The 20,640-nt window shown below is 67.2% G+C and carries 17 protein-coding genes; 7 read left to right on the top strand and 10 right to left on the bottom strand.

Features of this window, described 5'->3' with window-relative positions:
* Positions 1-90: 90 nt before the first annotated feature.
* The gene (locus D6850_RS05340; protein WP_121164475.1) at positions 91-1,260 is read right to left on the bottom strand and encodes an RsmB/NOP family class I SAM-dependent RNA methyltransferase; all 1,170 of its coding nucleotides are present in this window, start codon (positions 1,258-1,260) and stop codon (positions 91-93) included.
* Between the two features lie 242 nt (positions 1,261-1,502).
* Between D6850_RS05340 and D6850_RS05335 the strand changes: the two genes are divergently transcribed.
* On the top strand, positions 1,503-2,666 hold the full coding sequence (locus tag D6850_RS05335; RefSeq protein ID WP_166433995.1) for a M24 family metallopeptidase: 1,164 nt from the start codon (positions 1,503-1,505) through the stop codon (positions 2,664-2,666).
* A 3-nt stretch (positions 2,667-2,669) separates the two neighbouring features.
* On the opposite strand, the gene D6850_RS05330 is transcribed toward D6850_RS05335, so the two are convergent.
* Genes D6850_RS05330 through D6850_RS05300 form a run of 7 tightly spaced genes read right to left on the bottom strand, consistent with a single transcriptional unit; the run spans position 2,670 to position 10,214 of the window.
* Positions 2,670-3,938 carry a M20/M25/M40 family metallo-hydrolase gene (locus D6850_RS05330; protein WP_121164471.1) on the bottom strand — a complete coding sequence of 423 codons (1,269 nt, stop codon included), beginning with the start codon at positions 3,936-3,938 and terminating at the stop codon, positions 2,670-2,672.
* Positions 3,935-5,242, bottom strand: coding sequence for an NAD(P)/FAD-dependent oxidoreductase (locus tag D6850_RS05325; RefSeq protein WP_121164469.1), 1,308 nt, complete (start codon positions 5,240-5,242; stop codon positions 3,935-3,937). The genes D6850_RS05330 and D6850_RS05325 overlap by 4 nt, the downstream gene beginning before the upstream one ends.
* A gap of 9 nt (positions 5,243-5,251) precedes the next feature.
* The gene (locus tag D6850_RS05320) at positions 5,252-6,058 is read right to left on the bottom strand and encodes an ABC transporter permease (protein WP_121164467.1); all 807 of its coding nucleotides are present in this window, start codon (positions 6,056-6,058) and stop codon (positions 5,252-5,254) included.
* A 1-nt stretch (position 6,059) separates the two neighbouring features.
* Positions 6,060-6,953, bottom strand: a complete 894-nt coding sequence (locus D6850_RS05315; protein WP_121164465.1) for an ABC transporter permease — start codon at positions 6,951-6,953, stop codon at positions 6,060-6,062.
* The gene (locus D6850_RS05310) at positions 6,950-8,092 is read right to left on the bottom strand and encodes an ABC transporter ATP-binding protein (protein ID WP_121164463.1); all 1,143 of its coding nucleotides are present in this window, start codon (positions 8,090-8,092) and stop codon (positions 6,950-6,952) included. The genes D6850_RS05315 and D6850_RS05310 overlap by 4 nt, the downstream gene beginning before the upstream one ends.
* Before the next feature lie 6 nt (positions 8,093-8,098).
* A complete protein-coding gene (locus D6850_RS05305) occupies positions 8,099-9,139 on the bottom strand; it encodes a polyamine ABC transporter substrate-binding protein (protein WP_121164461.1) in 1,041 nt (346 codons plus the stop codon).
* Positions 9,140-9,191: 52 nt separating this feature from the next.
* Positions 9,192-10,214 (bottom strand): dimethylarginine dimethylaminohydrolase family protein, encoded by a 1,023-nt coding sequence (locus D6850_RS05300; protein ID WP_121165136.1) that lies wholly within the window; start codon positions 10,212-10,214, stop codon positions 9,192-9,194.
* 116 nt (positions 10,215-10,330) lie between these two features.
* Here D6850_RS05300 and D6850_RS05295 point away from each other — a divergent pair, with 116 nt between their 5' ends.
* Genes D6850_RS05295 through D6850_RS05285 form a run of 3 tightly spaced genes read left to right on the top strand, consistent with a single transcriptional unit; the run spans position 10,331 to position 13,188 of the window.
* On the top strand, positions 10,331-11,218 hold the full coding sequence (locus D6850_RS05295) for a LysR substrate-binding domain-containing protein (protein ID WP_121164459.1): 888 nt from the start codon (positions 10,331-10,333) through the stop codon (positions 11,216-11,218).
* Between the two features lie 20 nt (positions 11,219-11,238).
* Entirely contained in the window at positions 11,239-12,864 is a 1,626-nt protein-coding gene (locus D6850_RS05290; RefSeq protein WP_121164457.1) for an amidohydrolase, read from the top strand.
* Between the two features lie 33 nt (positions 12,865-12,897).
* Positions 12,898-13,188, top strand: coding sequence for a cupin domain-containing protein (locus tag D6850_RS05285; RefSeq protein WP_121164455.1), 291 nt, complete (start codon positions 12,898-12,900; stop codon positions 13,186-13,188).
* A 5-nt stretch (positions 13,189-13,193) separates the two neighbouring features.
* On the opposite strand, the gene guaB is transcribed toward D6850_RS05285, so the two are convergent.
* On the bottom strand, positions 13,194-14,642 hold the full coding sequence (guaB, locus tag D6850_RS05280; RefSeq protein ID WP_121164453.1) for an IMP dehydrogenase: 1,449 nt from the start codon (positions 14,640-14,642) through the stop codon (positions 13,194-13,196).
* Positions 14,643-14,925: 283 nt separating this feature from the next.
* Between guaB and D6850_RS05275 the strand changes: the two genes are divergently transcribed.
* On the top strand, positions 14,926-16,971 hold the full coding sequence (locus D6850_RS05275) for an ASKHA domain-containing protein (RefSeq protein ID WP_121164451.1): 2,046 nt from the start codon (positions 14,926-14,928) through the stop codon (positions 16,969-16,971).
* A 577-nt stretch (positions 16,972-17,548) separates the two neighbouring features.
* Here D6850_RS05275 and ndk read toward each other — a convergent pair.
* A complete protein-coding gene (gene ndk, locus D6850_RS05270; RefSeq protein WP_121164449.1) occupies positions 17,549-17,971 on the bottom strand; it encodes a nucleoside-diphosphate kinase in 423 nt (140 codons plus the stop codon).
* 135 nt (positions 17,972-18,106) lie between these two features.
* On the opposite strand from ndk, the gene D6850_RS05265 reads away from it, so the two are divergent.
* Both D6850_RS05265 and D6850_RS05260 read left to right on the top strand, forming a co-directional pair.
* On the top strand, positions 18,107-19,951 hold the full coding sequence (locus D6850_RS05265) for an ABC-F family ATP-binding cassette domain-containing protein (protein WP_121164447.1): 1,845 nt from the start codon (positions 18,107-18,109) through the stop codon (positions 19,949-19,951).
* A gap of 48 nt (positions 19,952-19,999) precedes the next feature.
* Positions 20,000-20,617 carry a MarC family protein gene (locus D6850_RS05260; protein ID WP_121164445.1) on the top strand — a complete coding sequence of 206 codons (618 nt, stop codon included), beginning with the start codon at positions 20,000-20,002 and terminating at the stop codon, positions 20,615-20,617.
* The last annotated feature ends 23 nt before the right edge of the window (positions 20,618-20,640 follow it).

Genomic DNA, 20,640 nt, shown 5'->3' with positions numbered 1-20,640 from the left:
AGTCGGCTCGTCGATCCCCAACAATTGGTCCCAAATGCTTAAAGCACGTTTAATGGCCGCAAACTTACAACGTCAGGGTTATCGGCGACCCTAGCAGTCACGCCTGAAGTGCGCCACATAGAATCCGTCCCCGGTGCGCGAGATCGGCCAGCGCCGCTCAAGAAGCGGCGACCATCCCTCGCCGTGATGCGCGAACCACGCAGCCTGCTCCTCGTTTTCGCTTTGCAGGACCGAACAGGTCGCATAGACCAGCCGCCCACCGGGCGCGACCAGGGCAGCGGCCTCGGTCAATATCTCCCTCTGGACATGAACTACGGCTTCCAGATCTTTGTTTTCGAGTAGCCATTTCCCATCCGGAGAACGTCTCCACGCGCCGCTTCCGGAACAGGGGACGTCGCAGAGGACAATGTCGAACGGTCCGGTTTCCGCCAGTCTCTCGGTCGCAAGCAGCGTGATCGGCGCATCCGCGCGCGCGGCCCTGACGGGCAGGTCGCGCATTCGGTCCGGGTTCGCGTCATGCGCGAAGACCTCGACATCCTCGCGCGCCGCCAATGCGAGCGCCTTGCCGCCGCCTCCGGCGCAGTAGTCGAGGATACGCTGCCCCGGCTCCAGCGGGATGGTTTCCATCGCCGCCTGGCTGGATGCATCCTGCAACTCCACGAGCCCGTTCAGATAGGACGAGGAAGATGCAATCCTTCGTTCATTATCCGTAACTTGCAGACCGAACCTCACGCCATCAAGCGGCACGGCTCTGACGCCATCGCGCGCCAGCATCTCCTGCGCGGCGCCGATATCGCCCTTGCGGCGGTTGACGCGCAAGGTGGCCGGGGCGCGGGCGCAAAGCAGTTGCGCCGCCTCTTCCGCGGCGTCTCCGAGCGAGGCGCGGAAAGCCCCGACGAGCCAATCGGGCAGGTTCAAGCGATCCCCGTCGACCCGCGGCGGCGCGCCCGCCTCCCGTTCATCGGCATCGAGCGGCGCCGGCGCGTAACCCTCACCCGTAAAGAGCGTCGCAGGATCGATCCCGCTGGCACGCAACGCGCCGATCATGCGCCCGCGCCCCGTCTCCGCGCCGCCGAGGCAGGCGTAGGAGCGCCAGCAACGCCGCGCCTGGAAGACATGATCGCGCACCGCAGCGCGATCCCGCGAGCCGGCATAGCGGGCGCCGCGCGCCCAGCCGGTCAGCGCCTTTTCGGTGGCCATCCCGCCGTCGATACGGTCGAGAATCTCGATTGCGGCCTGCACTTGGGCTGCGGGCGTCATGCTCGTCCTTCCGGTGATGGCGACAACGCGCCGTTCACGCCCTATTCGCCGATCCGCACGCGCGGCGCAAGCAAGCGCGGAGCATTCGCGATTCACGGTGGCCAAAGGCCCACGCGCGGCCTTGCCTCTTTGTCCGAGTTGGCGCAGGCTGACCTCGCGGAAGGGGCGTGATTGCGGCGCGAAACGGGGATGCGCCGATCACGGCCGCAATGATGTTCTACTCAATGAAAGGAATGGCTTCCATGCTGCACTTCAAGCGATCCGAGTTCGAGGACCGCATTACCGCCGCGCGCCGATTGATGCGCCGGGACGGGTTGGACGGGCTGCTGATCTTCGCGCAGGAAAGCCATTATTACCTGACCGGGTTCGACACCAAGGGGTTCGTGTTCTTCCAATGCGCGGTGCTGACCGCTGATGACGGTCCGATCACGCTGCTCACGCGCCGCCCCGACCTGGAACAGGCGCGGCGGACCTCGATCATCGAGGATATCCGCCTGTGGTACGACGCGCCCGGCGTTGACCCCACGAAGGAGTTGCAGGAGATCCTCGACGAGAAGGGCTTGAAAGGCGGCAGGATCGGGATCGAGCTGCGCAGCTTCGGGCTGACCGGCGACAATCACGAGCGGATCCGGCAGCGTTTCGACGGCTACGCAACACTCGTGGACGCCTCGCAACTCGTGCGCGAATTGCGACTGGTGAAATCCGAGGCCGAGATCGCCTATGTGCGCGAAGCCGCCGAACTCGCCGACCGTTCGCTCGAGGCGATGGTGAACGCCGCGGGGCCGGGCGTTTTCGAAGGCAAGATCGCCGCTGACGGGATCGCGGCGATCCTCGAAGGCGGCGGCGACATGCCGCCCTCGGGGCCGGTGCTGGGCTCGGGCGACCGCGCGCTGCTGGTGCGCAGCGCGACCGGCTACCGCCACCTCGACGACACCGACCAGTTGACCATCGAGCACGCCGGCAGCTATCGCCATTACTGCGCCTGCCTGATGCGCACGATCACCGTGGGCAAGGCGGGCGATCAGCATCAAAGCATGTTCGCGGCCACGCGCGACGCGATGGCGGCGATGACCGACGCGGCTCGGACAGGAAACACCATCGGGCAGATCGACGACGCCCACCGCGCGACGTTCGACGCCGCCGGGTTCGAGGAGGCGCGCATGTCGGCCTGCGGCTATTCGCTCGGGGCGAGCTATTCGCCCTCGTGGATGGATGTGCCGCCGATGATCCATTCAGGCAACGCAACGCGAATAGAGCCCGGCATGATCCTGTTCCTGCACGCAATTCTCATCGACGCGCCGCGCAACCTCGCGATGTCGGCGGGCTACACGATCCTCACCCGCGAGGAAGGGCAAGCGCCCGAGGTGCTGAGCCGCCTGCCGCTGGATGAACTGATCTCGCGCTGAGCCTCAGGCCTCCGCCGCGGGCCGGCTGAGGTAGTCGTAGGCCGAGAGCACATGCGTGCGCACCACGTGCAGGAATTCCTCGATGTCGACATGTTCGTCATGCGACCCCATGCCGTGCGGGAACGGTCCGTAGACATAGGCCGGCACGCCCGCGTGCCGCCAGAGCCGCGCGTCGGTGCCGCCGAGGCTGACGATGGGCGTCGGGCGCGGGCGTCCGAACGCCTCCACGTTGGCCTGGATGATGCCGACCATCTCGTGATGCGGGTCGCACCATGACGGCAGGGCGCCGCCGATCACCTCCCACTCGACCCCCGGGTGACGGGCGGCGATTTCCTCGACCTTGGACAGCAACTCTTCGCGCTCCATGCCCACCGGGAGGCGCAGATCGGCGCGGAAGCGGCATTCGGAGGGAACCATGTTCACCTTCTCGCCGCCCTCGATCGTCCCAATGTTGAGCGTGACGCGCGACACGAGGTCGCCGGCCCCCTCGCCCATCATCCTGTCCATGGCGCCGCGGCCGGCGTCGATGGCGCTGGCCACGTTATGCGGCGGCGCGCCTTCCAGTTCGGTCAACTCCTCGAGGTCGCGCGCCACGGTCATCGCGATCTTGGTCGCGCTCTCGCTGATATGGACGTAGGCCCCGTGCGCGCCCGGCGTGCGGGCCGTGAACTCGATCCAGAGCGGGCCGCGTTCGCCGAAACGCACCGATTCCGGCCCGCCCGGCTCGCCGTTCAGCAGGCAGTCGCCATGCACCTCGGGATGGTGCTCCATCAGGTAGCGCGCGCCCCAGGGGCCGAAGGTTTCCTCGTCCGACACACAGGTCAGCGTCAGCCGCCCGTGCAGGCGCTCGCGCAGGCGGTGCAGCAGCGCGTAGGTCACGATGGAGGCGGTCGTGCCCGGCTTCATGTCGCAGGCGCCGCGCCCGTAGATCTTGCCGTCCTTCTCCTCCCCGCCCCAGGGATCGGTGGTCCAGCCGTGATGATCCTCGGGCACCGGAAAGACGTCGATATGGCCGTTCAGGACAAGGTGCCGCCCGTCCTTGCCGCCGTCGAACGCCGCGACGATGTTGGGCATCTCGGGATGCGGGTCGATGATGCGATAGTCCAGCCCCGCCCCATCAAGATAGTCGCGCACCACCTGCGCCGCCGCCAGCGTGTCGCCCGGCGGGTTGGGCGAGCGCGCGCGCAGGAAACGCTTGAGGAAATCGATTATCGCGTCGCGCTCATCGTCGAGCCAGCCGAGGATCTCGGCGCGGTTGGGGTCTTCGCTCATGTCAGTCTCCGGTCAATCTGGTCGCGCAGGCGATACCATTGCAAAATCAGCGGGAGGAACCACGGGTTGCCGCCATAGCCCGTCATGCAGGGAAATTTCAGCCCGGCGAACGCGCTTTCGGAATTGCCGCGCAGCATCGCGCGGGCGGCCTGCGTGCCCATCCATGTCTGCATCGCCACCCCGCTGCCCTGGCAGCCAAGCGCGTAATGCACGCCCTCGTGTTCGCCGAAATGCGGGATGAAATCGAAGGTGAAGGCGACGTTGCCGTTCCAGCTATGGGTGATGCGGGTGTCGCGCAGTTGCGGCCAGACGGTCGTCATCAGCCGGTGCAGGCGGCGCGCGCTGGTCCGCGCATCCATCGCCGCCGTGCCCACGCGCCCGCCCCAGAGCACCCGCTTGTGATCCGGCGACAGGCGGAAATAGCTGAGCACACGGCGCGAATCCGCAAGGCCCCGCGCGTTCGGGACCAACTCCTTCGCCAGCCCCTCGGGCAGTTCCTCGGTCGCGATGAGAAAGCTCGCGACGGGGACGAGCCGGCGGCGGAACCACGGCGTTTCGCGCCCCGTATAGCCGTTGGTGCCCAGCATCACCCGCTCGGCCCGGATCGCGCCGCGGTCGGTCTCGACCCGCCAGCCCTGCCCGTCGCGCTGCATCCCGGTCATGTGCGTCTGCCCGAGCAACTGCGCGCCGGCCTTCTGCGCCGCGCGGGCGAGCCCGGCGACATACTTGCCCGGATGAATGGTGGCCGAGCCCTCGGCCACCTGCCCGCCATGATAGAAATCGCTGCCGATCTCCTCGCGCTGGCGCTCGGGCGGGACCATGTGGACCGGCTCTCCGGTCAGTCTTGCCGTCTGTTCCGCGCTGCGCGCCATTGCGTCGTAATGCCGGCGCGACCAGGCGCAGGAGAACCGCCCGACACGCACGAAATCGCAGTCGATCCCCTCGCGCGCGATCAGATCGTCGATATATTGCAGCGTGCCCGCCGCTTCCTGCTGAAGGCGCAGCGCGCGTTCCTCGCCGACCTCGGCGACCAGCGTCGCCTCGGCGTGGCGCAGCGCGCCGGACACCAGCCCGCCATTGCGCGAGCTGGCCCCCTGCCCGATCCGCTTGGTGTCGAGCACCGCACAGGACACCCCGCCGCGCGCCAGTTCCAGCGCGCAGTTGAGGCCGGTATAGCCGCCGCCGATGATGCAGACATCGACCTTGGCCGGCAACTCATCCGGCGCGCCGATGCCGGGGCGCGCGGCGTCCCACCAGTAGGGCTGCGTCTTGAAATCGGGGGTAAAGAGGCGGTCGTCCGACATGTCACGTCCCTACTTGCGGGATTGAAGGATTTGCGAAAGCGTCAGCATGAGAACCGAGAACGCGATCAGCAGCGTCGAAATGGCGGCGATGGTCGGGTCGATTTCGTCGCGCAGCGCAAGGAACATGCGCCGCGTCAGCGTCGCCTTGTCCCCGCCCGCGATCAGGAGCGCGATCACCACCTCGTCAAGCGAGATGATGAAGGCGAGCAGCGCCCCCGACATCACCGAGTTGCGGATCTGCGGCAGCGTCACCGTCAGAAACGCCCAGGGACGCGACGCGCCCATGGAGCGGGCGACCATTTCCTGGTTGATGTCGAAATTCTGCATCCCCGCCGTCACCGTGATCATCACCAGCGGAATGGCGAGGATCGTATGCGCCAGCATCAGCCCCCCGATGGTGGAGTTGAGCCCGACCGGCGCGAAGGTGAGAAAGATCCCCACCGCCAGCAGGATCACCGGGATGATCATCGGCAGTGTCAGCAGCACCGTCATGTAACGGCTCGACCGCGCACGCGTGGCGTGCAGCCCGTAGGCCGCCAGCGTCCCCGTCGCCGTGGCGAGCAGCATCGTCAGGAACGCGACCTGGAAGGACACTGCCGTCGCCTGAAGCCATTCGGGAGAGTTAAAATAGGCGCGATACCAGCGCAGCGACCAGGACTCGGGCGGAAAGTCGAGATAGCGCGAGTCCGAGAAGCTCATCGGGATGACCAGCAGGGTCGGCACGATCAGGAAAAAGATCACGAGCCCGCACAGGACATAGAGCCAAAGCCGCTGGAGATGGGTGACCTGCGTGTCGGTGGCGGGACGATTCAGCATGTCACTTGCCCTCCGTCGCGCCAATGGCGCCGGTCAGACGGGCAAAGGCCCAAAGGATCCCCAGCGTCATCACCAGCAGCACCACGCCCAGGGCGCTCGCCGCGCCCCAATCGGCATAGACCGCCATCGAGCGTTCGATCTGCATCGCCCACATCATCACGCGCCCGCCGCCCAGCAACGCCGGCGTCACGTAGAACCCGAGCGAGAGCACGAAGACCAGGATCACCCCCGCGCCCAGCCCCGAAAGCGTGAGCGGCACGTAGATCTGCCAGAACGCCCGCACGGGCGACGCGCCAAGGTTCGAGGCCGCCTTCATCAGGTCGTAATCGACCGTCTTCATGCTGGCGTAGAGCGGCAGGACGAAGAAGGGCAGCATGATATGCACCATGCCAATGGTGGTGCCGGTGAAATTGTGGACGAGCTTGAGCGGCGTATCTATCAGCCCCCATTCCATCAGCCAGTTGTTGATCAGCCCGCGCCGTTGCAGCAGCACCAGCCAGGCGTAGGTGCGCACCAATAGCGAGGTCCAGAACGGAAACAGCACGCAAAGAAGCACGAGGCTCGCCATGCGCGGCTTGAGTTGCGAAGCGAGATAGGCAAGCGGGTAGCCCAGCAGGATGCAAAGCCCGGTGACGAGGAAGGCGAGCTCGAACGTGGTGATGAGCGTCTTCTTGTAGGACGGGTGCAAGAGCCGCGTGTAGTTCTCGGCGGTGAACCCGTCCGCGCCGTAGATCGACATCCAGAACAGCCAGCCCATCGGGAGCAGCACAAGGCTGCCCACGAGGATGAAGGCCGGCAGCGACAGCGCCATGAGGTTGCGCTGCTCGGCGCGCGCCTGTCGGTCCAGCGCGCGTTCGTTCATCGGCGCGTCCGGCTGGTGGTCGGCGGCGGTCATGTCCGGCCGTCCCCCGGCAGGATCACCGTGTCCTGCACCAACCATGACAGGCGCACCTCGCTGCCCGGTTCGGGCAGGGAGCGGTCGCTGCGGTGCTGGCTGCGCACAGCGATCTCGTGATCGCCGTGAATGGTGATGTAACTCACGATGCTGTCGCCCTGGAACACGCTCTGGCGCAGCGTGCCGGTCATCTGGTTCTCGTCCGCCTCGGGCGCGCCCTCGTCGATATGCAGCATCTCGGGGCGCAGGATCAGCGTCTGTCGGGCGGCGTTCGACCCAAGCGGCGAATCGGTTCGCACCGGCTGGCCAAAGAGGCTCGCCTTGCCGTCCGCAACCTCGACCGGCAGGCGGTAGGTTTCGCCGATGAAGCTGGCGACAAAGAAGGTTTCCGGACGCTCGTAGAGCTTGCGCGGCGGGTCGACCTGCTGGATCCGGCCCTCGTTGATGACGGCGATCCGGTCGGACATGGTCAGCGCCTCGCGCTGGTCGTGGGTGACATAGACCGTGGTGATGCCCAGCCGGTCATGCAGCGCGCGCACCTCGAACTGCATCTGTTCGCGCAGGTTCTTGTCGAGCGCCGAAAGCGGTTCGTCCATCAGCAGGATGCGCGGCTCGAAGATCACCGCGCGCGCCAGCGCCACGCGCTGCCGCTGCCCGCCCGAGAGCGCCTCGATCCCCCGGTCCCCGAGCCCGCCCAGTTGCACGAGGTCGAGCGCGCGCTCGACCCGCTCGCGGATCTCGGCCTTGCCGACGCGGCGCAGCTTCAGCGGATAGGCCAGGTTGTCGGCCACCGTCATGTGCGGGAACAGCGCGTAATTCTGGAACACCATGCCGATGTCGCGCTTGTGCGGCGGCAGGAGCAGGATTTCCCGCTCGCCGAATTTCACCGATCCGTTGTCGGGCCGCACGAAGCCGGCGAGCACCATCAGCAGCGTCGTCTTGCCCGATCCCGAAGGCCCTAGCAGCGTCATGAACTCGCCGTTGCGGATGTCGATGCTCACATCGTTCAGCGCGTGGAACGCGCCGTAAGTCTTGGTCAGCGACCTGACGCTGATCGGCAGCGCGTGGTCGCGGCCCTGCGGGCCCGCCTCGTCCGGCCCGGCGTTCGCCGGGCCGGTGGTCTTGGTCACGTCATTCATCAATGCTCATTCCTGGATGAAGAAATCGAATTCCTGCGTCAGCCGGTCGAGGTTCTCAACCCAGTACGCCTCGTTCAGGTAGAACCCCTTGGCGACGTTGTCCGGGTGGCTGGGCAGGCCCTTGGCCACGTCCTCGGGAATGACGCCGGTGTCGAACGCGTCCGCGTTGGCCGGGCCGTAATTGATGAAGAGCGCGATGCGCGCCTGCACCTCGGGGCGGCTCATCACCTCGATCGCCTTCATCGCCAGGTCCTTGTTCTTGGCGCCCTTCGGGATGATCCAGCAATCGGCCAGCACGATCTGTTCGTTGAAGGTGATGCTGATCGGCGCGCCTTCCTCGGTCAGCGCCTGCGCCCGCCCGTTCCAGAGCCCGGCCATGTCGACCTCGCCATCCTGGAGCACCTGCGCGGATTGCGCGCCCGAGCTCCACCAGACGGCGACATCGTCCCTGATCTCGCGCAGCTTGTTGAAGGCGCGCTCGGTGTCGATCGGGTAGAGCTCGTCCATCGGCACGCCATCGGCGAGTAGCGCCACCTCCATGTTGTACATCGGGCTCTTGCGCAGGCTGCGGGGGCCCGGGAATTTCTCGGTGTCCCAGAAATCCACCCAGTTCTCGGGCTTCTCGTCGGGAAAGACCTCGTCATTGCGGGCGATCACGTGGCCATAGACGAGGTTCGAGATCCAGCCCTCGCCCTTGAACTCGTCGGGGATGCCGGGGATCGACAGGATCGATTCGTCGAGCGGCTCCACGTTGCCCTCGCTGTCGAGCAGCGCGCAGCCGGCGTTGCCCTGCTGGGTAAGATCCCAGGTCGGCGCGCCCGAGGCGACCTGCACGCGCACGTCCGCCACCCCCGAGGTGGTGTCCTCGTTCACGGTGATGCCGAGCTCTTCCTCGACCACGTCGAACCAGGCCTTGCGCTGCGCCTCCTGGTAGGCGCCGCCCCAGGACGCGATGGTGATCGAATCCTGCGCCCATGCAGCGCCAGTCCCCGTCCCCATCGCGGCGGCCAGCGCCGTGGCGGTCAGCAGTGTCTTGCGGATACTCATGTTTTCTTCTCCCTGTTGGTTGGTCACGAGTCGATCTCTGGTTGTCCTTACCCTACGTAATGCTGTCGCGAATCAAAGGTGATGTCGAGCAGTGAATGCCCCCTCCGTTCATCTGAACCTTGTCATAAGGCACGCTCACGATCTCCACGCCCTCGCGTTCGAGCGCGGCGCGCGTCTCGTCCGAGAGCCCCTCGGGCATCAGCACCCGGCGCGGTCGCACGGCGAGGCCGTTCACGATCCAGCGGTTGTCGGCGGCGTTCATCTCGATCGTGCGAATCCCCAGTTCCGTCAGCTTTTCGAGAAAGGTGAACGGCAGGCCCTGCGCCCAGACCAGCGCGAGGTCGGGCGCGATCATCAGGAAATGCCCGTCGATGTGGATGTCGTAGCCGCGCAGGTCCACGACCAGCAGTTCGGCCCCGACATGCGCCAGCACCTCGCGGATTTGCGCGATGCCCTCGTCGTTCTGCCGGATGCCGCGACCGATCACGGCGGTTTGCGGGTTGAGCCATGCGAAACTGCCGCCCTCGGCCATCGCGCGGCCATGTAGCGTGCGCAGGATCGGCATCCCCGCTTTGGCGAGCGCGCGGGTGACCGGCAGCTCCTCGCCGTGGCGCATGCGCGGCGCAAGCCGGGTGACAATGGCGCCGCCCCTGACTGCGATGCAGGAATCACGGGTATAGACCGACTTGAACCGCCCGTCCGACACGCCCTCGAGATAGATCACCTCGACCCCTTCGGCGCGTAGCGCGTCGGCCAGCCCGTCATGCTGGGCCTGCAACTCCGCGAGGTCGGGAATTTCGCGGCTCTGCCAGTACCAGCCCGCCTCCACGTCGCCATAGCCGCCGGTTTCGGGAATGCTCTTGGCGCGGTCGATGGCCTTGAATTCGTCGCCGGGGCGATGCATCAGGACGGCGCGGATCTGGCCCACGTCATTGTCGCAGCCCCAGTTGCGGCCCCAGAGCCGACCAAGGCGGTCGGGGTCGTCGAAGGCCGGATCGGGTTCGGACCCGAACAGCTTGATCGTGGCGTTATAGACGCCGGTATCCTTCTGCGAGACCGTTTCCGTCGCTGGCATGACCATCCCCCTTGCGCCGTCTGGAATTCACGCTAGGCTGTGAATAAAAATATGACAACACCACAAATAATCCGCAAAAATGGAAAAATTCTCACATCTCGACATCGTGGCTGACCATGCGTGATCTGCCCCCCTTCAGCGCGCTGCGCGCCTTCGAGGCCGCCGGGCGCAGACGCAACATCAGCGAGGCGGCGCGGGAACTCTACGTCACCCATGGCGCGATCAGCAAACAGGTAAAGGCGCTCGAGGAAAGCCTCGGCGTGCCGCTCACGCGGCGCGCGGGGCGCGGGATAGAACTGACCGCCAAGGGCCGCCAGCTCATCCCGCATCTCACCCGCGTGCTGGACGATCTCGACGGCGCGCTGCGCGCGATCACCAGCGAGAGGTTCGAGGGCGAGCTCATCGTCTCCTGCATGCCCGGCCTCGCCGCGACCTGGCTCATCCCCAAGCTGCCGCTCTTCTTCGAGAGCTTCCCCGACATTTCGGTCACGCTCCTGTCGGCGAGCAATGAGCAGCGCAGCGCGGCCGACCTCGAGATCCTCTATGGCCGCCCCGAATGGCCCGACCGCAACATCCGCCTGCTCAAGACGCTCGACGTGTTCCCGGTGTGCAGCCCGCGCATCATGAACGGGCCGGAACCGATCCGGAAGATCGACGATCTCTACAAGCACGTTCTCATCGACGAACCCGGCGGCGCGCATTGGCGCGAATTCCTGGTGGCGCAGGGCCGGGATCCGTCGCTGGTGCGCAAGAGGCTGCGCTTCGAGGCGTTCAACCAGGGCATCCTCGCCGCGCGCGACGGGCTGGGCGTGGCGATCGGCGACGGGCTGACCATGGCGAGCGACCTCGCCACCGGGCGGCTGGTGCGCCCCCTGCCCGCGATGGTCAGCCGTCGGAGCCTCGCTTATTATCTCGTCACCGTCACCGACCAGCCCGTCACCGGGCCGATGGCCGCCTTCACCGACTGGCTCACCTCCGAGATCCAGCGCACCGCCATCGACTGACCGCGAAGGACTCCCGCCCGATGGACAGCCTCCCCGTGACCCGCATCGTCATCGACGGCCGCATCGCCACCATGCGCGCCGAGGGCGAGTTCGCGCAGGCGATGGCGATCGCGGACGGGCGCATCCTCGCCATGGGCGCCACCGCCGAGATCCGCGCGCTCGCCCCCGATGCCGAGGTGACGGACGCGCGCGGCCGCCTCGTGCTGCCCGGTTTCATCGACAGCCATTGCCACCCGGACCGCTACGGCGCGCAGCTTGGCCGCTGGACGGACCTTGCGGACGGCCCAGACAGCATCGACGCGCTGCTCGCCCTCGTGCGCGCCCGCACCAAAGACACGCCGCGCGACCAGTGGTTCGTCGGCTTCGGCTACGACGACCACCGCACCGGCGGCTACCCGACGCGCGCGGAGCTGGACGCGGCGGCGGGCGGGCGGCCCGCCTTCCTGAACCGGCGGGACTCGCATCTCGGCTTCGCCAACAGCGCGGCCCTTGCCGCCGTGGGATTCGGCGCCGACACGCCCGACCCCGCCTTCGGGCGCATCGACCGCGACCCCGACACCGGCGCGCCGACGGGGCTCTTGCGCGAAACGGCGGCGCATGCGGTGGTCGATCACTGCCAGGCCGGGTTCACCACCGCCGATTACGCCGCCGGGCTACAGCGGGTGTTCACGGATTTCGCGAGCTACGGGATCACCTCGGTGCATAACAGCCTGTGCTCCACACGCGGTATCGAGGCCTACCAGCAGATGCGCGCGGCGGGCGATCTGCACATGCGCGTCGGCCTTCTGGCCAGCGGACGCGAGGACGACCTCATCGACGCGATCATCCGCGCCGGCTGGCGTTCGGGGATGGGCGACGAATGGCTGCGCCTCACCGGGGTCGAGTGGTGCCCCGACTGTTCGACCAGCGGGCGCACGGCGGCCTATTACGACCCTTATGTCGGCGAACGGATCGTCGGGGAACCTGACGACAACCGCGGCATGCTGCTCTACGAGGCCGAGGATTTCAACCAGCGCGTCCTGCGCGCCCACAAGGCGGGGCTGATGGTGGGCTGCGACGGCGTCGGCGACCGGGGCATCGACTTTGTCCTTGACGCCTACGAGAACGCGCTCGCGCATCACCCCGTCGACGATCACCGCCTGCGGGTTGAGCATTGCTGCAACGTCACGCCAGCGATCCTGAAGCGGCTGCGCGACATGAATGTGATCTGCTCATCCGCGACCGGATTCGCCTATGACCTCGGCGACGCCTATATCCGCAACCGCGGCGCGGAGGCGATGCGCCACATGTGGCCCCACCGCTCGATGATCGACGCCGGGATCGTCGCGCCCGGCCACTCCGACAGCCCGGTCTGCCACCCCAACCCGATGCGCGCCATCCACGCGATGGTGAACCGCCGCAGCGCCCGCGGCGCCGATCTCTGCCAGGCCGAGGCGGTGAGCGTCTTCGAGGCGCTCGAGGCTTATACGAGGCTCGGCGCCTACGCGGGGCGCGAGGAACGCATCAAGGGTATGCTCATTCCCGGGATGCTCGCGGATTTCACCATCATGGAAGACGACCTCTTCACCATCCCGCCCGAACGCATTGCCGACGCGCGCGTGGCGGAAACCTACCTCGGCGGCCGGCCGGTCTTTGCCCGCGCCTGACGCCCCCATCCCGAAACCAAAGGAGACATCGACATGAAACAGGCCACAGCCAAGCTCGAACTCGAGAACGAGTCCGCCATCGTCACCCGCTGGACGTTCGAACCCGGCACGGCGACCGGCTGGCACACCCATGCGCATGACTACGTGGTGATCCCGACCATCTCGGGCACGCTCACCATCATCCAGCCCGACGGATCCGAGGTCGAAACCCCGATCACCGCCGGCGCGCCCTATGCCCGCATGACCGGCGTGGAGCACGACGTGCAGAACCGCACCGACGCGGTGGTCGAGTTCCTCGAGGTCGAGATCAAGAAGCCGGGCTGAACCGCCTACCCGATCCGGTAGTTCGGCGATTCCCGCGTGATCTGGACATCATGCACATGGCTCTCCGAGAGGCCCGCATTGGTGATCCGCACGAATTCGCAACCCCCGCGCATGGCGTCGATCGTGGCGCAGCCGGTATAGCCCATCGCGGCGCGCAGGCCCCCGACAAGCTGATGAATGACGTTGTTCGCGCTGCCCTTGTAGGGCACGCGCCCCTCGATCCCCTCGGGGACGAGCTTGTCGCTCGCCGCGTCCTTCTGGAAGTAACGGTCCGCGCTGCCGCGCGCCATCGCGCCCAAAGAGCCCATCCCGCGATAGGACTTGTAGGACCGCCCCTGATACAGGATCACCTCGCCCGGGCTTTCATCCGTGCCCGCAATCATCGAGCCCACCATCGCGCAGGACGCGCCCGCCGCGATCGCCTTGGCGAAATCGCCCGAGAACTTGATGCCGCCGTCGGCGATCACCGGCACGTCGCCCGCGGCCTTCACGCCGTCCATGATCGCGGTCAGTTGCGGCACGCCGACGCCCGCCACCATGCGCGTGGTGCAGATGCTGCCCGGCCCGATCCCGATCTTGACCGCGTCCGCCCCCGCGCCGATCAGCGCGCGCACGCCTTCGGCGGTGGCGACGTTGCCGGCGACGACCTGCACCTCGTTGCTGAGCTTCTTGGCCCGCTCGACCGCCACGGCGACCCCTTCGGAATGGCCATGCGCCGTGTCGATCACGATCATGTCCGCCCCCGCATCGACAAGCGCCTGACTGCGCTCGTACCCGGCATCGCCCACGGTCGACGCGGCGGCGACCCGCAGCCGGCCCAGGCTGTCCTTGCAAGCGTCGGGGTTCAGCACCGCCTGCTCGGTGTCCTTGAGGGTCAGCAGCCCCGTCAGGCGCCCTTCGCCGTCGGTCACGAGCAGCTTCTCGATCCGCCGCGCCTTCATCAGCGATTTCGCCTCTTCGAGCTCGGCGGGCTCCTGCAGGATGGCGAGGTCGTCCGACGTCATCATCACCCGCACCGGCGTCTCGGGCGAGGTGGCGAAACGCATGTCGCGGTTGGTCACGATCCCCACGACGCGGCCCGTGTCGTCCACCACCGGAAAGCCGGTGACGCGGTAACGCTCCTGCAAGGCCTGCGCGTCGGCCAGCGTCTGCTCGGGGCTGAGCGTCACGGGATTGTAGACGATGCCGCTCACGAAGCGCTTGACGCGGCTCACCTCGTCGGCCTGCGCCTCTAAGTCGAGGTTGCGATGGATCACCCCCATGCCCCCCGCCTGAGCGAGGCAGATCGCCATGCGCGACTCGGTCACCGTGTCCATCGCGGAACTGAGCAGCGGGATATTGAGCGCGATGGACTTCGTCACGCGCGTGCGGGTGTCCGCCGTGTTGGGCAGGACATTGGACGCCGCCGGAACCAGCAGAACATCGTCAAAGGTGAGCGCCTCGCGAATCTCCATCACATCTCTCCATGCGGGTGGTCGTTTGGCGCTTCCCTATTGCACGGCTGGGCGACCGGCGAAAGGGCGATTCGCCCCGCGCCCCCGCCGCCCGCTCTTTCAATGTCGCACAACGCTTCCGCCAAAGGCCGCGCCTCGAGGACGCGCGTTCCCGCAGGGATCGCGACGGATCGAGAGGCGCGCATGACGCCCGCACGCAGGATTGTGCCGGTTGCAGGCTTCCACCCCCCGGGTGGCCGCTCTATGGTCCGGGGAAATGCGGCACTCACAGATTGGACAGGTCATGAGTAGCGATCCCCTCATCATCTTCACCCCCTCGGGCAAGCGCGGCCGCTTTCCCGCCGGCACGCCGGTGCTGACCGCCGCGCGCCAGCTTGGCGTCGATCTCGATTCGGTCTGCGGCGGGCGCGGCATCTGCTCCAAGTGCCAGATCACGCCGGGCTACGGCGAATTCTCCAAGCACGGCGTCACCGTGCATGACGATGCGCTGTCCGAATGGAACGCGGTCGAGCAACGCTACGACGACAAGCGCGGGCTGAAGCCGGGCCGCCGCCTGGGATGCCAGGCCACGATCCAGCGCGACGTGGTGATCGACGTCCCCGCCGAAAGCCAGGTCCACAAGCAGGTGGTGCGCAAACGCGTCGAGGCGCGCGACATCCTCGTGAACCCGACGATCCGCCTCTATTACGTCGAGGTCGAGGAACCGGACATGCACGAACCCTCGGGCGATCTCGAACGGCTCTGCGCCGCGCTGCACGAGCAATGGGAGGTCGAGAACGCGCAGGCCGACCTGCACCTGCTGCAGACCATGCAGCCGATCCTGCGCAAGGGCGACTGGAAGGTGACCTGCGCCGTCGATCACGGCCGGGACGGCGACGCGCCGCGCATCATGCACCTCTGGCCCGGCCTCTACGAGGACACGATCTACGGGCTGGCGATCGACCTCGGCTCCACCACCATCGCGGCGCATCTGTGCGACATGCGCAGCGGCGAGGTGATCGCCTCCTCCGGCGTCATGAACCCGCAGATCCGCTTTGGCGAGGACCTGATGAGCCGGGTCAGCTACTCGATGATGAACAAGGGCGGCTCGGACGAGATGACGGCCGCGGTGCGCGAAGGCATGAACACGCTTTTCGACGTCGTCGCCGCCGAGGCCGGCATCGACAAGGGGCTGATCATGGACGCGGTCTTTGTCTGCAACCCGGTGATGCACCACCTCTTCCTCGGGGTCGACCCGTTCGAACTCGGCCAGGCGCCCTTCGCGCTCGCCGCGTCGCGGGCGCTGCATCTGCGCGCGCGCGAACTCGACCTCAAACTGCACCCGTCCGCGCGGGTCTACCTGCTGCCCTGCATCGCCGGGCACGTGGGCGCCGACGCCGCCGCCGTCGCGCTGTCCGAAGCGCCGGACAAATCCGAAGATCTCGTGCTGGTGGTCGATGTCGGCACCAACGCCGAGATCATGCTCGGCAACAAGGAGCGCGTGCTCGCCTGTTCCTCGCCCACCGGCCCCGCCTTCGAGGGCGCGCAGATCAGCGCCGGGCAGCGCGCCGCCCCCGGCGCGATCGAGCGGGTCGAGATCGACCCGGTGACCAAGGAACCGCGCTTTCGCGTGATCGGCTCGGATCTGTGGTCGGACGACCCGGGCTTCGCCGAGGCGACCGCCGCGACCGGCATCACCGGCATCTGCGGGTCCGGCATCATCGAGGCGATCGCCGAGATGCGCCTTGCCGGGGTGCTCGACGCCTCGGGGCTGATCGGCTCGGCCGAACAGACCGGCACGGATCGCTGCATCCTCGACGGGCGCACCAATTCCTACCTGCTATACGACGCCAGCGCGAAGGGCGGGCCGCGCATCACCGTGACGAACCCCGACATCCGCGCCATCCAGATGGCCAAGGCCGCGCTCTATTCCGGCGCGCGGCTCCTGATGGACAAGTTCGGCGTCGACAAGGTGGACCGCGTCGTGCTCGCCGGGGCCTTCGGGGCGCATATCAGCCCGAAACACGCGATGGTGCTTGGCATGATTCCGGACGCGCCGCTGGAAAAGGTCACCTCGGCGGGCAACGCGGCGGGCACCGGCGCGCGCATCGCGCTCCTGAACCGCGAGGCGCGCGGCGAGATCGAGGCGACCGTGCACCGCATCCACAAGGTCGAAACCGCGGTCGAGCCACGCTTCCAGGAGCATTTCGTCAACGCCTCGGCGATTCCCAACGCGGTCGAACCCTTCCCGATCCTGAACACGGTGGTCGACCTGCCGCAGGTGTCGTTCAACACCGGCGGCGGCGACGAGGCCAGCGGCGGGGGACGGCGGCGCAGACGGCGCGGCTGAGACGCGCGAGCGGGCCATTTTCGCCACGCTTGAGCTTAACTTCGCCGGCACAGGTCCGGCGGGCCTTCGGCCCGCTTGAACCGTCTTCGGAAGCGGCCTATGTGCGGCTTGAGCGCAGGGCAGGACCCCGCGCGCCACGACCAGGAGCAGCACATGCGCGCCGCCCTTTCTTGTGAGCTCGGAAGAGCCCCCACCCTGATCCACCAGCCCGATCCCGCGCGGCGCAAGGCGGCGCCGACGCGGGCCTGACAGTGACAACTATGTCACAAGGTTAACACGACCTTAATTTCGCCACATTCTCACCGCATCCCCGCCCCGTTCCACCGACAGGCTGAAGCGATCATCGCGGCGCCTGCTGGCGCGGACCGGCTGGCATCCTTCCTCCCGAGGAGATCAGAAGATGACGACCAAGCCCCAGAAACCGCAGAAGCCGGCCTCGGACAAGCCGGACCCGAAACCGCAGATCATCCTGCGCCGGGTCTTCAGCGATTTCGCAAGCATCTGACGCGCCACACGAAAAAGGCAGCCCCGGGGCTGCCTTTGATCTTTCGGGCGGCGCGCACGCGCCTGCGCGGCGTCAGCCGACCAGTTCAAGCCCCGAGAAGAAGAACGCGATCTCCTCCTTCGCGGTTTCCGGCGCGTCCGAGCCGTGAACCGAGTTCTCGCCGACGCTTTCGGCGAACTCCGCGCGGATCGTGCCGGGGGCCGCGTCCGCCGGGTTGGTCGCGCCCATCACTTCGCGGTTCTTCGCGATCGCGCCCTCGCCTTCCAGCACCTGCACGACGACCGGGGCGGAGGCCATGAATTCGCACAACTCGCCGTAGAACGGGCGCTCGGCGTGCACCTCGTAGAACTTGCCGGCCTGCGCCGGGGTCAGCTGGATGCGCTTCTGCGCGATGATGCGCAGGCCCGCATCCTCGAACTTGGCGTTGATCTTGCCGGTCAGGTTGCGGTTGGTGGCGTCGGGTTTGATGATGCTCAGGGTGCGTTCGGTCGCCATGTCGGGCCTCTTTTCATGGATGGGGCGGACCGGAGCGCGGTCCCGCCGGGATAGGATCGCGGCCCCGATAGCACGCAGATGCGCCCGTGAAAAGCATGGATTGACGCGGCATGGCGGTTGCGGCACTTGGGGCCAATGCTGCGCATTTCGGACATATCTCATTCGGTCGCCGGCCGCCCGCTGTTCGAGAACGCCTCGGCCATGATCCCCGATGGGCACAAGGTCGGCATCGTCGGGCGCAACGGCGTCGGCAAGACGACGCTCTTTCGCCTGATACGGGGGGAACTCGCGCTCGAGGGGGGCGAGATCACCCTGCCCGCCCGCGCCCGCATCGGTGGCGTCGCGCAGGAGGCGCCGGGCAACGAGGTTTCGCTGATCGACACGGTGCTCGCCGCCGATACCGAACGCGCAGCGCTGCTGGCCGAGACCGACACGGCAACCGACCCCTCCCGCATCGCCGAGATCCAGACCCGGCTGAGCGATATCGACGCCTGGGGCGCGCCGGCGCGCGCCGCCTCGATCCTCAAGGGGCTGGGATTTTCGGACGCCGAGCAGCGTCAGCCCTGCTCGGCCTTTTCGGGCGGCTGGCGGATGCGCGTGGCGCTCGCCGCCGTGCTCTTCGCGCAGCCCGACCTGCTGCTGCTGGACGAGCCGACGAACTATCTCGACCTCGAGGGCGCGCTCTGGCTGGAAACCTATCTCGCGCGGTATCCGCACACGGTGCTGATCGTCAGCCACGACCGCGACCTGCTCAACCGCGCTGCCGGCTCGATCCTGCACCTGGAGGACCGCAAGCTGACGCTTTACCAGGGCGGTTACGACGCATTCGCGCGCACCCGCGCCGCGCGGCTGGCGGCGGCGGAATCCGAAGCCCGCAAGCAGGAAGCGCGCCGCGCTCACCTGCAAAGCTTCGTCGACCGCTTCCGGGCCAAGGCATCCAAGGCGGTGCAGGCGCAATCGCGTCTCAAGATGATCGAGAAGATGACCCCGATCACCACCCCGCAGGAGGCCGCGCTCAAGAAATTCACCTTCCCCTCCCCCGAGGAACTCTCCCCGCCGATCATCGCCATCGAGGACGCCTCGGTCGGCTATGACGGCGCGCCGGTGCTGTCGCGGCTGAACCTGCGCATCGACCAGGACGACCGGATCGCGCTTCTGGGCAAGAACGGCGAGGGAAAGTCGACCTTCGCCAAGATGTTGGCGGGCAAACTTCACCCTTTGTCGGGCCGCATGACCACCGCCTCCAAGTTCCGGGTCGGGTTCTTCGCCCAGCACCAGGTCGAGGAACTGCACGTCGACGAAACCCCGATCGACCACATCCGCCGTCTGCGCCCCACCGAGGCGCCCTCGCGCCTGCGCGCGCGGCTCGGCGGATTCGGGATCGGCGCGGAACAGGCTGAAACGCTGGTGGGCCGGCTTTCGGGCGGCCAGAAGGCGCGGCTGTCACTGATGCTCGCCACCATCGACGCGCCGCATATGCTCATCCTCGACGAACCGACGAACCATCTCGACATCGAATCGCGCGAAGCGCTCGTCGAGGCGCTGACCGCCTATAGCGGGGCGGTGATCCTGGTGAGCCACGACATGCACCTGCTCAGCCTCGTGGCGGATCGGCTCTGGCTGGTCAGCAATGGCCGCGTCGCCCCCTACGAGGGCGATCTCGAAAGCTATCGCGCGATGCTGCTGAGCAGCGACAAGCCCGCGCAGAAGCCGAAGGCGGCCAAGCCGAAGCGCCCGTCGCGCGACCAGGTCCTCGCCATCCGCCAGGACGTGAGAAAATGCGAGGAACGCGTTGAAAAGCTGAACGAAATGCGTGACCGGCTGGCGAAGAAACTGGCCGATCCGACGATGTACGACTCCGGCAAGGCGGACGAAGCCGCGGTCTGGCAGCGCAAGTATGCCGAGGTCATGGAGGCGCTGGAGCGCGCCGAATCGCTATGGATGCGGGCGTTGGAACGGCTCGAGAAGGCCGAAGCCTGACAGACGGGCGCGGTTGACAGCCCACCCCCCGCCCCGCATTAGGCGGGCATGGACAGCGCCACGCTCATCACCACGTTCGTGACCCTTCTCATCGTGATGGACCCGATCGCGCTGGCGCCGCTGTTCCTCGCCATGACGACGGGAATGGACGCCGCACGGCGTCGGCGCGTGGCGCTGCGCGCCTGCCTGACCAGCGCCGGGCTGCTCTGCGTCTTCGCCGTCTTCGGCGAGGCGGTGCTCGGCTTCATCGGCATCTCCATGCCCGCCTTCCGCATCGCCGGCGGCATCCTGCTATTCCTGACCGCGCTCGACATGCTGTTCGAACGCCGCACCAAGAGGCGCGAGGACCAGGTCGAAAGCGACGATCACGACGACCCTTCGGTGTTCCCGCTCGCCATTCCGCTGATCGCCGGGCCGGGCGCGATCGCGACGGTGATCCTGTTGATGGGGCAACAGGACGACACGATCGGGTTCGCCTGGGTCATGGGGACCATGTTCGTCGTGCTTCTCCTTGTTTTCGCGTCCTTTCTCTCTGCCGGCATTCTTGAACGCGCGCTTGGCCGGACGGGGATCAACGTCGTCACCCGCGTGCTGGGAATGCTGCTGGCCGCGCTGGCGGTGCAGTTCGTCCTCGACGGGTTGCGCGGGTTCGGGCTGGCGGGCTGATCTTCCAAACCGGGCGCGCGCGC

It is taken from the genome of Roseovarius spongiae, from assembly GCF_003651245.1.
Taxonomy (GTDB): Bacteria; Pseudomonadota; Alphaproteobacteria; order Rhodobacterales; family Rhodobacteraceae; genus Roseovarius; species Roseovarius spongiae.
Note: the sequence above shows the minus strand (reverse complement) of the source record. Positions and strands in the feature narration are given on the sequence as shown.

Coding starts and splice junctions, on each gene's coding strand:
- D6850_RS05340 (WP_121164475.1), bottom strand. CDS start 1,260: ATGACGCCCGCAGCCCAAGTGCAGGCCGCAATCGAGATTCTCGACCGT.
- D6850_RS05335 (WP_166433995.1), top strand. CDS start 1,503: ATGCTGCACTTCAAGCGATCCGAGTTCGAGGACCGCATTACCGCCGCG.
- D6850_RS05330 (WP_121164471.1), bottom strand. CDS start 3,938: ATGAGCGAAGACCCCAACCGCGCCGAGATCCTCGGCTGGCTCGACGAT.
- D6850_RS05325 (WP_121164469.1), bottom strand. CDS start 5,242: ATGTCGGACGACCGCCTCTTTACCCCCGATTTCAAGACGCAGCCCTAC.
- D6850_RS05320 (WP_121164467.1), bottom strand. CDS start 6,058: ATGCTGAATCGTCCCGCCACCGACACGCAGGTCACCCATCTCCAGCGG.
- D6850_RS05315 (WP_121164465.1), bottom strand. CDS start 6,953: ATGACCGCCGCCGACCACCAGCCGGACGCGCCGATGAACGAACGCGCG.
- D6850_RS05310 (WP_121164463.1), bottom strand. CDS start 8,092: ATGAATGACGTGACCAAGACCACCGGCCCGGCGAACGCCGGGCCGGAC.
- D6850_RS05305 (WP_121164461.1), bottom strand. CDS start 9,139: ATGAGTATCCGCAAGACACTGCTGACCGCCACGGCGCTGGCCGCCGCG.
- D6850_RS05300 (WP_121165136.1), bottom strand. CDS start 10,214: ATGCCAGCGACGGAAACGGTCTCGCAGAAGGATACCGGCGTCTATAAC.
- D6850_RS05295 (WP_121164459.1), top strand. CDS start 10,331: ATGCGTGATCTGCCCCCCTTCAGCGCGCTGCGCGCCTTCGAGGCCGCC.
- D6850_RS05290 (WP_121164457.1), top strand. CDS start 11,239: ATGGACAGCCTCCCCGTGACCCGCATCGTCATCGACGGCCGCATCGCC.
- D6850_RS05285 (WP_121164455.1), top strand. CDS start 12,898: ATGAAACAGGCCACAGCCAAGCTCGAACTCGAGAACGAGTCCGCCATC.
- guaB (WP_121164453.1), bottom strand. CDS start 14,642: ATGGAGATTCGCGAGGCGCTCACCTTTGACGATGTTCTGCTGGTTCCG.
- D6850_RS05275 (WP_121164451.1), top strand. CDS start 14,926: ATGAGTAGCGATCCCCTCATCATCTTCACCCCCTCGGGCAAGCGCGGC.
- ndk (WP_121164449.1), bottom strand. CDS start 17,971: ATGGCGACCGAACGCACCCTGAGCATCATCAAACCCGACGCCACCAAC.
- D6850_RS05265 (WP_121164447.1), top strand. CDS start 18,107: ATGCTGCGCATTTCGGACATATCTCATTCGGTCGCCGGCCGCCCGCTG.
- D6850_RS05260 (WP_121164445.1), top strand. CDS start 20,000: ATGGACAGCGCCACGCTCATCACCACGTTCGTGACCCTTCTCATCGTG.